The sequence below is a fragment of the Nonomuraea sp. GTA35 genome (assembly GCF_041950525.1).
In the GTDB taxonomy this organism is placed as follows: domain Bacteria; phylum Actinomycetota; class Actinomycetes; order Streptosporangiales; family Streptosporangiaceae; genus Nonomuraea.
Genome location: NZ_JBGNUV010000008.1, coordinates 402,347 through 415,415 on the forward strand (window position 1 = coordinate 402,347; position 13,069 = coordinate 415,415).

Here is a 13,069-nt window from a genome sequence, read left to right on the forward strand (position 1 = left end):
GGCTCCTCAGGGCTCCCCCGGAGTGGCGCGGTGGGTCGTGACGAGGCCGCGGGCGGAGGTCGTGGTGTTCTCGCGTTCGCGGTGGAACCGTCGGCCGGCTCCGCGCTGCGCCATCCAAACCGGGGTGGTCTCCTGTCGACCTGGCAGGAGCGTCCACTCTGATCATCGCGGTGCGTCGGGCAGGGAGATGTCCACTGAGGGGCGCAGCTTGGCGGCGGCGGCCAGGGCCTGGTGGACGGGGTGGCGGGTGAAGGCGGACACGAGGTCGCCGTCGGCGGGCGCGGTCGCGGCAGGGAAGGCGATCTGCTCGTAGGCGGCCTGGAAGCGCGGCCCCCAGCGGCGCGCGCCGAGCCGCGCGGTACGGGAGCAGTTGTCCACCATGTACGCGACATCCCGGGCATGCATGTACGGCAGCAGCGAGTCGACGGCCTCGATCACGGACTCGTTGACGATCTCCGACCAGGGGTGCCCGCGTTCGGCGAACTCGTCCACCTGGGCCATCATCGTCGCCACGAACAGCCCGGCCGTGAACGGTTCGACGCCCACCGCCCGGTCGGCGCGGCGGGCTCGTACCGCCTGGCCGGCCGCCCACATGGGTGAGCCGCTGATGCGGCTCATCGGCCGGTCGGCCAGGCGCCGTTCGGCGAGGATGACGCTGCGGAGCTCGGTGCCGTCGGCGACCTCGTCGTAGATCTCGGCGACGAGTTCCCTGGCGGGGCCGTAGGCGGCAGTGTAGGCGCGGTCGAAGGTGTCGCGGCCGCCGGGGTCGAGCCGGTCGCGGACGGCGGCGAGGCCGGAGCGGGAGATGGTCTGCCGGATGGGGCCGGTGAGGGTCTCGCAGGAGCGTTCGTAGGCGGTGACGGGGTCGTCGCCGGTCAGCCGGTAGTGCCCGTAGAGGGCTTCGACCAGGCCGTGGACGGCGCCCAGCAGGATGGCGCGTTCGCCGGCGATGTCGGAGAGGTACTCGCCGGCGAGGGTGGTGCGGAAGGTGTAGGGGGAGCCGAGCGCCACCGACCAGCCGAGCGCGAGGTCGACGGCGCGGCCGCTGTGGTCGGCGTGCACGGCGAAGCTGGCGTTGATGCCGGCGCCGCCGACGTGGTCGCCCTGCTCGTACAGGCGGCGTACGGAGTCGCCCATGCCTTTGGGGCAGACGGCGATGACGTCGTGGCCGTGGGGGAACGTGCCGCCGGTGGCGCGCAGGTGGCCGAGCAGGAAGCCGTGGGACAGGCCGATGGCGGCGCCGGGCCGTAGCGCGGCGAAGATCTCCTGGTGGTGGGCGGCCAGGGCGGCGTCGGCGATGAGGAGGATGACCAGGTCGCTGGAGGCGATGACGTCGAGCCAGTCGCCGAGGGTGGCGTCGTGCTCGGTGAAGCCGTGGGCGCGGGCGTCGGGCGCGGAAGCGGAGCCGGGGCGCAGGCCGACGGCGATCCGGATGCCTGTGCCGGTGGTACTCGTGGTCAGGGAGTCGCGCAGGTTGAGTGCCTGGGCGCGGCCCTGGGGTCCCCAGCCGATGACGCCGATCTGGTGGACGCCGGCGAATGCGGCGGGCAGCAGGGGGAACAGGTGCCGGCCGCCGGGCAGGACCGTTTCGGTGCCGCCCGGCACGTCCATGGTCTGCAGGGGGAAGACGGCGGAGGTGAAGGAGTTGTCGGTGGAGGTCATGGCGTCAGTTGTAGGATCCGCTGCGATCCCGCGGCAAGCGCAACCTGTGCAGCGGGGCGTTGCAGGGTGCGGAACGTTCGAGGTGGGGCGGCATGGAGGAGCATCGCGAGTTGCGGGTTTTCCTGCATCTGGCGCAGACGCTGAGCTTCGGCAGGACGAGTCAGGACTGTCATGTGAGCCCGGCGACGCTGACCAGGCTGGTGCAGCGGCTGGAGGCGCGGCTGGGGCAGCGATTGTTCGATCGGGGCCCGCGCGGGGTGGCGCTGACGGATGAGGGGCGGCGGTTCCGGGAGTACGCGGCGGCGGCGCTGGACCTGTGGCACGCCTACCGGCAGGGGGAGGTGGATTCGGGGGAGTTGTCGGGGCGGCTGGGCTTGTTCGCGACGGTGACGGCCTGCCAGGCGTTGCTGCCTGATCTGCTGGCGCCGTTCCGGGCGGCGCATCCGCGGATCCGGGTGGATCTGCGGACGGGGGACGCGGCGGCGGCGCTGGCGCGGCTGGATGAGGGGGAGGTGGACGCCGCGGTGGCGGCGATCCCGGGCCGGTTGCCGGCGTCGCTGGTCAGCCGGACGGTCGCGGTGACGGATCTGGTGTTCGTGGCGGGTCCAGGGTCGGCGGGATCTGGGGTCGCGGGTCTGGAGGGGCCGTTCGTGCTGCCGCGGCGCGGGCTGGTGCGGGAGGCGGCCGACCGGTGGTTGCGGGGGCGGCTGCCGTGGCGGCCGGAGGTGGTGGCCGAGCCGGAGGGGCATGAGGCGCTGCTGGCGCTGGTCGCTTTGGGGTACGGGACGGGGATCGTGCCGCGGATGGTGCTGGAGACGAGTGTGATGCGTGATCGGGTGCGGGTGGTGCCGGCGGATCCGGCGCCGGCGCCGCTGGCGGTGGGGTTGTGCGTGCGGCGGGCTGATCTGCGGCGGCCGCTGGTGGCGGCGTTGTGGAGCCTGACGGAGCCGTCCGGGCGCGGGTGAGCGCCCGGCGGACGCCCAGGCGGATCACGCGGCGCCCGGCGGGTCGCCTGGGCAGGCCCGTTGACGGACGCGCCGATCCCGCGCGCCGGCGCCGGAGCGGATGGCGCGAGTGGATGGCGCGAGTGGATGGCGGGGGTGATCGAGGTGGGCGATCCCGCTGGGCGTTAATTCGGATGAGGTTCCGGCGGCGCTCGTGCAGAGTTGACGGAGTGATGTCCAATTTTGTACCTGGTATCGAGTTGTCGCGCGCCTTCTACGGCGAGGTGGTGGCGCCGCTGGTGTCGGGAGTTGCGCATAGTGCCGCGTTGATCGGGCCGGGGTCGGAGGTGCTGGAGTTCGACACGGCACGTTCGGCGGATCATGACTGGGGGCCGCGGGTGCTGCTGTTCGTGGCGGCGGAGCGGGTGGCCGAGGTGGAGGCGAAGGTGGTGGCGGGGCTGCCGGACCGGTTCGGCGGGTTCCCGACCGTGTTCGCCTATCACGAGCGGGTGCGGCCCGGGGTGACGGTGGTGGATCTGGGCCAGTGGCTGGTGGACCGGCTGGGTTTCGATCCGCGGCAGGGGGTGTCGTTGCTGGACTGGTTGTCGGCGCCGTGGCAGCGGCTGGCGGAGGTGACCGGGGGAGAGGTGTTCTTCGACGGGCTGGGGGAGCGGGGGCTGGAGGCGGCCAGGGCGGTGTTGCGCTGGTATCCGCAGGATGTGTGGCGGTACGTGCTGGCGTGCCAGTGGCAGCGGATCTGCCAGGAGGAGCCGTTCGTGGGCCGGTGCGGGGAGGTGGGCGACGAGCTGGGGTCGGCGGTGCTGGGGGCGCGGCTGGCGCGGGAGGTGATGCGGCTGGCGTTGTTGCTACGTCGGCGGTATCCGCCGTACGCGAAATGGCTGGGCAGCGCGCTGGCGCGGCTGCCGGGTTCGGCGGAGCTGGGGGAGTCGCTGGGGGCGGCGGTGGCGGCGCGGTCGTGGCGGGAGCGGGAGGCGGGGTTGTCGGCGGCGTACGGGCGGGTGGCGGCGCTGCAGAACCGGATGGCGCTGGCGGAGCGGCTGGATGAGGGGGTGCGGGGGTTCTTCGACCGGCCGTTCCAGGTGATCGGGGCGGGACGGTTCGTCGAGGCGCTGATGGCGTCGGTGTCGGATCCGGTGATCAGGGGGCTGCCGGTGACGGGGTGCGTGGATCAGCTGTCGGATTCGACGGATCTGCTGGTCGCGCCGGGGCGGGCGCGGGCGGTGACGGCTGCGGTGCTGGGTCTGACAGCTTAGTAATCTACAACGTAAAGGGCGAGGGTGTAGACAGAACCTCTCGCCCTTTCCTTTCCAAAACCCCGTCAGGCGAGGAGGGTGGCGGCGAGGTCTTCGACGCGGATGCGCCAGGCGTCGGCCGTGGCGGGGTCGCCGGTGTGGGTGACGATGAGGCGTGGCCCTTGACCGGTGCCCTGGGTGAGCTCCCAGCGGACGGGGCCGGTGGGAGTGTCGTACTCCAGGAGTTTGGCGGTTTCGGTGCGGGTGACCGGTCCGGGCTGGAGGCCGGGGACGGTGAAGGGGGCCGGTGGCGGGGTGCCGGGGGTGGCGTCGGGGCCGTGCAGGAGGTGCCAGACGTCTTCTGCGGGGCGGGTGAGCTGGCGTTCGACGCGTACGGTGTCGCCGTCGACGGTGGTGGAGGGCAGGCCGAGGATGGCGATGTAGTCCTCGTGGAGGCGGGCGGAGTGGGCGGGGTCGGGGTGTTCGGGCAGGTGGCTGGGGCGCTGGTCGAGGTGGGCGTGCAGGGCTTGGATGCAGGTGTGCCAGCCGGCGGCGAAGCTGGCGGCGCCGTGGCGGTCGGTGAAGGTGTGGGTGAAGGTGAGCAGGGTGCCGGTGCCGTCGGGGGTGAGGTGCCAGCGGAGTTCGTCGTCGCCCCAGGTGTGGGCGAAGGTGTGGGGTGGGTTGTGTTCGGTGATGCGGCCGTCGGGGCCGAAGCCGTAGTCAATGTGGTCGCCGTCGATGGTGACGTCGGCGGGGAACCAGGCGGCGAGGTGTTCGGGTTGGGTGATGGCGCGCCAGACCTTGTGGGGTGGGTGGGGGAGGCGGCGTTGGAGGGTGAGGGTGGTGCGGCCGTCGGGGTGGAGGGTGAGGGTTTCGTTCATGGGGTGGGGTCGTCTTCCATGGTGTCGAGGTGGTGTTCGAGGTTGTCGAGGGCGGTGTTCCAGAGTTTGCGGTAGGGGGTGAGCCAGGCGTCGATCTCGGCGAGGGGTTGGGGGCGGAGTTCGTACCAGCGGCGTTGGGCGTCTTTGCGGACGGTGACGAGGCCGGCTTGGCGGAGGATGCGCAGGTGTTTGCTGGTGCCGGGTTGGGTGAGGCCGAGGTGGTGGGTGAGTTCGGCGACTTGGTGGGGGCGTTGGAGGAGGAGGTCGAGGATGTGGCGTCGTGCGGGTTCGGCGAGCACGTCGAAGGGCATGCGGTGAATATACCGGTCTGGTTATATGCCTGCAAGGGCATGTATAGGGGTCAGGGGGCGTGGCGGCGGGCGTTGGCGTGGATGGCGTGGCGGAGGTAGGTGGCCAGGCCGGGGAGGATGTCGTCGAAGGTGGCGGTGAAGCGGGGGTCGTCGACGTAGAGGTCGCCGAGGCAGCGGTGCAGCTCGTGGGGGCAGTCGTAGAACCAGCGGGTGATGTGGCCGCGGTGGCGTTCGGCGAGGTCCATGGCGGGGGTGCCGTCGGCGGGCAGGCCGACTTTGCAGGCGGCGACGAGGTCGTCGGTGATGGTGGCGGCTTCGGCTTTCAGCTGGAGCCAGTCGGCTTCGGTGTAGGCGGCGACGCGGCGGCGGCTCTGGGCGTAGGCGTCGGTGTGGCCCCAGCGGCGTTCGGTCTCGGCGTCGTGGTCTTCGGGGCGGAAGTCGCCGAAGATTTCGAAGCGTTCTTCGGAGGTGAGGGTGATGCCGGTGGTGCGGGCGACCATGGCGCGTTCGACGGCGGCGATGACCTCGTGCAGGCGGGTGGCTTTGCGGGTGAGGAGCTCGTGCTGGCGGCGTAGGTGGGTGAGCTCGTCGGCGGCTGGTTCGTCGAGGATGACGGCGATCTCGTCGAGGGGGAAGCCGAGCTCGCGGTAGAGGAGGATCTGCTGCAGGCGGGTGAGGTCGTCGTCGGTGTAGCGGCGGTAGCCGGAGTGGGTGCGCTCGCCGGGGGTGAGCAGGCCGATCTCGTCGTAGTGGTGGAGGGTGCGGACGGTGATGCCGGCGAGTCTGGCGACCTGTCCCACGGAGAAGCTCATGGTTTCCAGCTTGGGGGCTCACGTGGGGTGGGGGTCAAGCCGGGTTGGACTCTCCCCTTGTGGGAGGGGCCATGCTGGTGGGCGTGGATGAGGAGTTGCTGCCGATCGGGCAGTTCGCCCGGTTGGGGCGGTTGAGTGTGAAGCAGTTGCGGCATTACGACGAGCTGGGGTTGTTGCGGCCGGCGTATGTGGATGCGGAGACGGGTTACCGGTATTACCGGGCGTCGCAGGCGCGGGTGGCGTTGTCGATCGGGTTGTTGCGGTCGCTGGATGTGCCGTTGCCGGTGGTGGGTGAGGTGTTGTCGGGGCCTGTGGAGAGGCGGCGGGGGTGCTGGCGGGGGTGCGGGATGCGCTGGAGGCGGAGCTGGTGCGGCGGGTGGCGATGGTGCGGGAGCGGGCTGCGGGGACGGAGGACATCGGGCGGGCGACGTCGGCGGCGGTGGCGCGGTTGCTGGCGGGCGGGTTCTCGGGGGAGGGCCCGGTGCGGCTGGTGGGGCTGTTTCCGGTGGATCTGGGGGAGGTGGTGGAGGTGTCGGTGGCCGTGGTGCTGGAGGAGGGGTGGCAGGCGGGCGCAGGGGTGGAGGTGCGGGTCTTGCCGGGCGGGGTGTTCGCGTGTGCGACGCATGTGGGGCCGTATGACCAGATTTCGTTGACTGCGCATGCGGTGCTGGCGTGGTGTGCGGAGCGGCGGCATGTGGTGCGGGGCGCGATTCGTGAGGTGTATGTGTCGGATCCGGCGGTGACGCCGCCGGAGGAGCTGGTGACGCGGTTGCTGGTGTGTGTGGAGGAGGAGTCGTGGTGAGTGTGGAGCTGGTTTGTACGGTCGGGGTTCAGTGAGGAGTGCACGTCGCCGGCGGTGGTGGGGGCGTTCATGGCGGAGCGGGGGCTGATGGTGAACGGGCCGCTTCATGAGGTGTGTCTGACGGGGCTGGATGATCCGTCTCCATGTACGGTGCTGCGGCAGCCGGTGCGGCGGGCGTAGCATCCGGGATGTGGGGCGTCCCGGCCGTTGCGGCGGCTGGGGCGCTTTTGTCGTTTCTGGGCGGAGTGCCGGTCAAGGGCGGGCAGGTGGCGTGCCATGTGCGGGTCAAATCTTGTTGTGGCTTCGTGAGCAGGGCGTCCTGGCGGCGTGGCCGGGACATAACCTGGGTGCGACGGCCTGGGGGTGTGGTCATGGTGGCCTCGCCCGCCTGTTCGGCGTGGGGGTTTCGGGGCCGGTGGCCCCGGTGCCGGGCGCCGTGGGCGCTGATCGACTGGAGTTACGCCTCATGTTAGGAAGAGGAACGGCTGCTGTGGCGCCGGCCGCGGGGCGGCGCGCCGGGCTCCGTCGCGTGGGCGGGGCGGATCGTCGCCGGCCCGGCGGGTCGGTGCGTGCCGATGCGCGGCGGCCTTCGCGGCTTTGTGGGGGGCCTGTCAGGGCGCGGCGAGTGGGGCCGGTGGCGGGTGCCGGAGGGCGCCGCGCGGTTGTCATGCGGCGGGTGGCCCGTCCGATGTACGGGTTATTAGCGAGGCCCTTGCGGGGCGGGGCGGGCGTCGTGGTGGTGGCGTCTGCGGGCCCGCCTCGGGGTTCGCGCGATGATGGGGCGGCCGTGGTGGTGGCGCGCCGGGTGTGTGGGCGGCGTGTGTGCCGTCATGGGGCGGTCGCCGTGCTGGATCACGGGTTATTACCTGGTTCCTGAGGATTGTGGGCGCGGGTGTTCCTGCCCGCGCCGGTCGCTGGTCTCGTGGGTGGCTCGGCTGGCTTCTATGTGGGGGACGTGTTCGACGGCCCAGCCGGCGAGGGCGAGTGCGGGTGGGATGAGGCTCTTGCCGGTGGGGAGTTCGGGTGAAGCGCAGGGTGCCCTGGTCGAGGGTGGCGACGACGAGCAGGGTCCATTGATGGGCTGGGTCGACACCGTCCCGATGCCGCTGGTGCGGGTGATCGGCGTGCTGGAGGTTGTCGGCGTGGCGGGGCTGATCCTGGTGCCGCTGACCGGGTCGCGGTGTGGCCGGCGGTCGCCGCGGCGGCCGGGTGGCTCGCCACGGTCTGGATCTAGGGTTTGCAACGGTCTGCTGGGGGAGATGCAGCCCACGCGAGCACCTGTGTCGCCAGCCCGGCATGATCCGCACCGACGGACTGGAACACGGTCGTGATCAGGTCCCGGCCCTCGGCCGCGTCCGCCAGCGCGTCGTCGATCCACCTCTGCGGCGCGCCGCGCTTCTGCAGTCGGCGTTTCCGCTCGTCATCGGGGCAGTCCAGCAGGGCCCAGTGCACCGGCCCGTCCCATCGGACGAACGCGGGCACCTCGATGGCGTCGGGGATGGGGCACATCAGCAGCACGGGATGGCCCGCCCGGCGCACCATGGTCACGATGCGTCGCCACATCCGGTCGTAGGCCGGCCAGATCGGCGCTGCCTCCGGCTCCGCAATGGGGACGCCGATCAGCGCGCCCTCCTCTAGCAACTCGTCCATATCCATCACGACCAGCCCGTCCGCCGCCTGGAGGAGGTGCGGTAGCAAGGTCGTCTTGCCCGCGCCAGGCGCCCCCGCGAGCAGGTAGAGGGGTGCGTAGGTGTCCTTGAGACGATCTCCCATCCAGCCGATGGTAGCCAGCCGGACGTTGACTGACATCTGATTGAACGGGCGGCCGGGATACCGCGGAAGATTCCCGTCACATGGCAGGCGAGCACCGGGAGCCGGGCGACATGGCCGCCGGTTAGGGGCGGCGGAGGTGAAGGACCACTTCCCCTGCACGCTGGGCTCGCTCGACGACTTCGGGCCCCGCGTCGTCACCTTCGACACCGATCGCCAACTTCACCCACGAGTTCTTCGAGCCGTTCGCCATCACCCTCGACTTCGACCACGCCCGAGCCAGGCTCCCGGACACCGGCCAGGCCGTGTCCGGTCGCCGGTGCGCGCCAGGCGTTCACTCTTCGGTGGCGAGTGCGGCCTTGAGGTGGGCGCCGGTGACGGACTCCGGGACGGCGGGCAGGCCGGCCGGCGGCCCTTCGTACAGGATGCGGCCGCCGTGCCTGCCGCCGCCCGGCCCGAGGTCGATCACCCAGTCGGCGCGTTTGACGACGTCGAGGTGGTGCTCGATGACGATGACGGTGTTGCCGCCGTCGACGAGCCGGTCCAGCAGGTCGATGAGCGTCTCGACGTCGGACAGGTGCAGCCCGGTGGTGGGCTCGTCCAGGATGTGCACGGCGCCGGTCCTGGACAGTTCGCCGGCGAGTTTCATGCGCTGCAGTTCGCCGCCGGACAGGGTGCTGGTGGGCTGGCCGAGGGTGAGGTAGCCGAGGCCGACGTCGACGAGGGCGGCGATGCGGCCGGCCACGGCGGGTTCGGTGAAGAAGGTGGCGGCCTGTTCGGCGGTCAGGGCGAGCACGTCGACGATCGACAGGCCGCGCAGCCGGTGGGCGAGCGCCTCGGGCCGGTAGCGGGTGCCGGCGCACAGCTCGCACACCGTGGTAACGGGGTCCATGAACGCCAGGTCGGTGTGGATGATGCCGCGTCCCTCGCAGCGGGGGCAGGCGCCGCCGGAGTTGTAGCTGAACAGGGTGGGCGGGGCGCCGGCGGCGCGGGCGAACAGGCGGCGGATCGGTTCCAGGACGCCGAGGTAGGAGGCGGGGCTGGAGCGGGCCGAGGTGCCGGGGGCGGCCTGTCCGACCACGACGGCGCCGGGGTGCTGGGCGGGCAGGATGCGGGTGATGAGGGTGGACTTGCCGGAGCCGGCGACGCCGGTGACGCAGGTGAGCACGCCGGTGGGGATGGCGGTGGTGACGTCGTGCAGGTTGTGCAGGCTGGCGGGGGCGATGGTGAGCCGGCCGGTGGGGCGGCGCGGTTCGGTCTTGAGGGTGGCGCGCCGGCGCAGGGCGGTCCCGGTGCGGGTGCCGGAGCCGGCGAGGCCGGCGGGGCTGCCGGTGTAGACGATGTGGCCGCCGTGGACGCCGGCGCCGGGGCCGAGGTCGATGACGTGGTCGGCGACGGTGATGACGTCGGGGTCGTGCTCGACGACCAGGACGGTGTTGCCCTTGTCGCGCAAGGCCTGCAGGAGCCGGGTGAGGCGGCCGACGTCGCTGGGGTGCAGGCCGGCGCTGGGCTCGTCGAAGACGTAGGTCATGCCGGTGAGGGCGGAGCCGAGGTGGCGCACGGTCTTGAGGCGCTGGGCCTCGCCGCCGGAGACGGTGGAGGTCTCGCGGTCGAGGCTGAGGTAGCCGAGCCCGATGTCGTCCAGGCGGCGCAGTGCCCGTACGGCGGCGGCGGCGACGGGGTTGTCGAGGCCGGCCAGGACGGTGATGAGGTCGGTGATCTCCATGGCGGCGTGGTCGGCGATGGAGTGGGGGCCGATCCTGGTGGCCAGGGCGGCGGGGTTGAGGCGGGCGCCGCGGCAGCTGGGGCACACGCCTTCGGTGACGAGTTCCTGGACGGAGCGGCGGGTGCGTTCGGACAGGGTGGAGGTGTCGCGTTTGAGGTAGAGGCGGGTGAACCGGTCGGCGACGCCTTCGTAGTCGACCTTGTTGAGGGTGCCGTTCTTGCCGTGGACGTCGACGGTGAAGCCGCTGCCGTGCAGGAGCAGGTGGCGTTCGGCGGGGGTGTAGTCGGCGATGGGCTTGGCGGGGTCGAACGTGCCGGAGCGGGCGTAGATCTGCCACTGCCAGGTGCCGACGCCGAACAGGGGGAAGCGGATGGCGCCGTCGTCGAGCGAGCGGCGGGGGTCGATGAGGGCGTCGAGGTCGAGCTGGACGGCGCGGCCGAGGCCGTCGCAGCCGGGGCACATGCCGGTGGGGTCGTTGAAGGAGTAGGCGAAGGAGTAGCCGGCGCTGGGGGTGCCGTAGCGGGAGAACAGCACGCGCAGGATCGGCATGATGTCGGTCATCGTGCCGACGGTGGAGCGGGCGTTGCCGCCGACGGGTTTCTGGTCGACGACGATGGCGGCGCCGAGGTTGTCGATGGCTTCGACGTCGGGTTTGTCGTAGGAGGGGAGCCGGTTGCGGATGAAGGCGGTGTAGGTCTCGTTGAGCTGGCGTTGCGATTCGGCGGCGACGGTGTCGAAGACGATGGAGGACTTGCCGGAGCCGGACACGCCGGTGAAGACGACCAGGCGGTTCTTGGGGATGCGCAGGGAGACGTTCTTGAGGTTGTTGACGCGCGCGCCGGTGATCACGATGCTGTCGTCCATGCCGCCACGCTACCGTATGGTGTACGGCACGGTGTACGGCCGGAGCTTCCGCGCGGCCCGGTATAAGGTGGGGGCATGGTGCGACCACCGCTGACCCCCGAGGAACGCCTGCGCGGCGAGCAGCTCGGCCACGTGCTGCGCCAGGCCCGCGGCGAGCGCAGCATCGTCGAGGTCGCCGCCGCGGCCGGCATGTCCGCCGAAACCCTCCGCAAGATCGAGACCGGCCGCATCGCCACGCCGGCGTTCTTCACCATCGCCGCGCTGGCCGACGTGCTCGGCATCTCCCTCGACCGCCTCGCCGTCCGCTCCACCCCCGCGCCCACCCCATAGCGGAACACGGGGGACAGGGGGACGGGAAAAAGCCGAGCTCAACCAGAGCGCCGCCTTCGACGCCACCCTGGCCGCCGGAGCCCGCGTGCACGGGGTACAGCCCGGCCAGGAGTTCCCCATCGGCCGGAACGGCTCCCACACGGTGCGGGTCCTGCACACCGAGCACAAGGTGCCCAGCGCCGGGTACGGCGTCGCCGAGAACCGCCGGGCCCTCCTACCGGAGACCGAACAGCTCAAAGGCGAGGCTCCCCGCCGCCGAGTTCGGCCGGCTCGTCGCCGACCGGCGCAGGCGCGGCATCGCCGTCGACCGGCAGGTCCAGCGGCCGCTGTTCGCCTACCTCGGCGACACCCACGCCGGCGCGCTCGCCCGCAACCCCGCCCTGGCCGACTACCCGGTGGTCATCACTGAGTGCACCTACCTGGACGACGCGCAGACCGAGCGGGCCCGCCGCGTGGGCCACACCGTGTGGAGCCAGCTCAAACCGTACGTCCTGGCGCACCCGCGGACCCTGTTCGTGCTGACCCACTTCAGCCTGCGCCACACCGACCGGGAGGTGCTCGCGTTCTTCGACCGGGAGAACGTGCCCAACGTGCTGGCCTGGGCGCACGCAGGCAGCCACCTGCCCGAGCAGCACCAGCGCTGACCCGCCCGCCGCACAGCGCGGCGAAGGCGCACGCGCGGCAACCCCGGAAACGCCGGGGACCTCACACGAGCGCCAGCTGCGCCGCCCGCGGCTCGGACCGCACCACCTCCGGCGCGCCGCACTCCATCCCGTACACCCGGCACAACTGCGCGATCTGCCCCGTGATCCGCCCCTCGTACGCCGCCGACGGCAGCCCCGCCCGGTCGTACAGCTCCTCGTAGCGCGCCACCAGCTGCGGATGCGCCTGCTCCAGCCACTCCAGGTACCAGCCGCGCGTCCCCGGCGGCAGCCGCAGCACCACCGGCTCCACCCGCTTGACCCCCGCCGCCGCGATCCGCCGCACCGTCGCCCCCAGCTGGTCGGCCGCGTCGCTGAGCAGCGGCAGCACCGGCGCCATCACCACCCGGCAGTCCACCCCCGCCTCCACCAGCGCCGAGACCAGCTCCAGCCGTGCCTGCGCCGACGGCGCCCCCGGCTCCACCGACCGCCGGATCCGCTCGTCCACGAACGCGATCGAGACCGCCACCCGCGCCCCGGCCCGCGCCAGCAGCTGCGCGTCCCGCAGCACCAGCGGCCCCTTGGTGTACACCGTGAACGGCGTGCCCGAGCTCGCCAGCGCCCCGATCACGTGCGGCATCAGCCGGTAGGTCTCCTCGGCCGCCTGATAGCAGTCGCCGCCCAGCCCCACCGCCAGCTCGCTGCCGTCCCAGCGCGCCAGCTCCGCCCGCAGCCGCTCGGCCACGTTCGGCCGCACCACGATCCGCGTGTCGAAATCACTGCCCGCGTCCAGGCCCAGCCGGCGGTGCGCGGCACGGGCGCCGCAGCCGCGGCAGGCATGGGCGCAGCCGCGGTAGGGGGAGACGGCCCACTGCTGGGCGATGCCCGCGGCCTGCGGCACCCGTTCGATCACCGTGCGGGCCTGCAGCTCGTAGAAGCCGTCACGCACCACCGCCCGCCGCTCGATCAGCGGACGATCGTCGGCGGCGTCGACCAGCGAAAGCGCGTCCCAAGCCACACCCTCCAGTGGAACACGTATTCGACTGCGTTTTCAAGCGATTCCCCGCAACCCG

The 13,069-nt window shown here is 72.0% G+C and carries 12 protein-coding genes and 1 pseudogene; 6 read left to right on the plus strand and 7 right to left on the minus strand.

Annotated features, from left to right (window positions below; translation table 11 throughout):
- Positions 1-162 precede the first annotated feature (162 nt).
- Positions 163-1,662 carry a hypothetical protein gene (locus tag ACBJ32_RS33615; protein WP_375130174.1) on the minus strand — a complete coding sequence of 500 codons (1,500 nt, stop codon included), beginning with the start codon at positions 1,660-1,662 and terminating at the stop codon, positions 163-165.
- 92 nt (positions 1,663-1,754) lie between these two features.
- Between ACBJ32_RS33615 and ilvY the strand changes: the two genes are divergently transcribed.
- Both ilvY and ACBJ32_RS33625 read left to right on the plus strand, forming a co-directional pair.
- The gene (ilvY, locus tag ACBJ32_RS33620; RefSeq protein ID WP_375130175.1) at positions 1,755-2,627 is read left to right on the plus strand and encodes an HTH-type transcriptional activator IlvY; all 873 of its coding nucleotides are present in this window, start codon (positions 1,755-1,757) and stop codon (positions 2,625-2,627) included.
- 212 nt (positions 2,628-2,839) lie between these two features.
- Positions 2,840-3,880 (plus strand): DUF4037 domain-containing protein, encoded by a 1,041-nt coding sequence (locus ACBJ32_RS33625; RefSeq protein WP_375130176.1) that lies wholly within the window; start codon positions 2,840-2,842, stop codon positions 3,878-3,880.
- Between the two features lie 65 nt (positions 3,881-3,945).
- Here ACBJ32_RS33625 and ACBJ32_RS33630 read toward each other — a convergent pair whose 3' ends face one another.
- Genes ACBJ32_RS33630 through ACBJ32_RS33640 form a run of 3 tightly spaced genes read right to left on the minus strand, consistent with a single transcriptional unit; the run spans position 3,946 to position 5,863 of the window.
- Positions 3,946-4,740, minus strand: coding sequence for an SRPBCC domain-containing protein (locus tag ACBJ32_RS33630; RefSeq protein WP_375130177.1), 795 nt, complete (start codon positions 4,738-4,740; stop codon positions 3,946-3,948).
- On the minus strand, positions 4,737-5,051 hold the full coding sequence (locus tag ACBJ32_RS33635; RefSeq protein ID WP_375130178.1) for an ArsR/SmtB family transcription factor: 315 nt from the start codon (positions 5,049-5,051) through the stop codon (positions 4,737-4,739). The genes ACBJ32_RS33630 and ACBJ32_RS33635 overlap by 4 nt, the downstream gene beginning before the upstream one ends.
- Positions 5,052-5,101: 50 nt before the next feature.
- Positions 5,102-5,863: a MerR family transcriptional regulator gene (locus ACBJ32_RS33640; RefSeq protein WP_375130179.1), complete on the minus strand. Its 762-nt coding sequence runs from the start codon at positions 5,861-5,863 to the stop codon at positions 5,102-5,104.
- A gap of 71 nt (positions 5,864-5,934) precedes the next feature.
- Between ACBJ32_RS33640 and ACBJ32_RS33645 the strand changes: the two are divergent.
- Positions 5,935-6,108, plus strand: a pseudogene (locus ACBJ32_RS33645) (MerR family DNA-binding transcriptional regulator); the annotation flags it as partial.
- 83 nt (positions 6,109-6,191) lie between these two features.
- The gene (locus ACBJ32_RS33650) at positions 6,192-6,665 is read left to right on the plus strand and encodes a GyrI-like domain-containing protein (RefSeq protein WP_375130180.1); all 474 of its coding nucleotides are present in this window, start codon (positions 6,192-6,194) and stop codon (positions 6,663-6,665) included.
- Between the two features lie 1,230 nt (positions 6,666-7,895).
- Here ACBJ32_RS33650 and ACBJ32_RS33655 read toward each other — a convergent pair.
- Both ACBJ32_RS33655 and ACBJ32_RS33660 read right to left on the minus strand, forming a co-directional pair.
- Positions 7,896-8,474 (minus strand): AAA family ATPase, encoded by a 579-nt coding sequence (locus ACBJ32_RS33655; RefSeq protein ID WP_375130181.1) that lies wholly within the window; start codon positions 8,472-8,474, stop codon positions 7,896-7,898.
- Positions 8,475-8,769: 295 nt separating this feature from the next.
- Entirely contained in the window at positions 8,770-11,025 is a 2,256-nt protein-coding gene (locus ACBJ32_RS33660; RefSeq protein WP_375130182.1) for an excinuclease ABC subunit UvrA, read from the minus strand.
- Between the two features lie 75 nt (positions 11,026-11,100).
- On the opposite strand from ACBJ32_RS33660, the gene ACBJ32_RS33665 reads away from it, so the two are divergent.
- Together ACBJ32_RS33665 and ACBJ32_RS33670 are read left to right on the plus strand one after the other, a co-directional pair.
- Positions 11,101-11,355, plus strand: coding sequence for a helix-turn-helix transcriptional regulator (locus ACBJ32_RS33665; protein ID WP_357884478.1), 255 nt, complete (start codon positions 11,101-11,103; stop codon positions 11,353-11,355).
- Between the two features lie 395 nt (positions 11,356-11,750).
- Positions 11,751-11,999: a hypothetical protein gene (locus ACBJ32_RS33670; protein ID WP_375130183.1), complete on the plus strand. Its 249-nt coding sequence runs from the start codon at positions 11,751-11,753 to the stop codon at positions 11,997-11,999.
- Between the two features lie 61 nt (positions 12,000-12,060).
- Here ACBJ32_RS33670 and ACBJ32_RS33675 read toward each other — a convergent pair whose 3' ends face one another.
- On the minus strand, positions 12,061-13,014 hold the full coding sequence (locus ACBJ32_RS33675) for a radical SAM protein (protein ID WP_375130184.1): 954 nt from the start codon (positions 13,012-13,014) through the stop codon (positions 12,061-12,063).
- Positions 13,015-13,069: the final 55 nt, after the last annotated feature.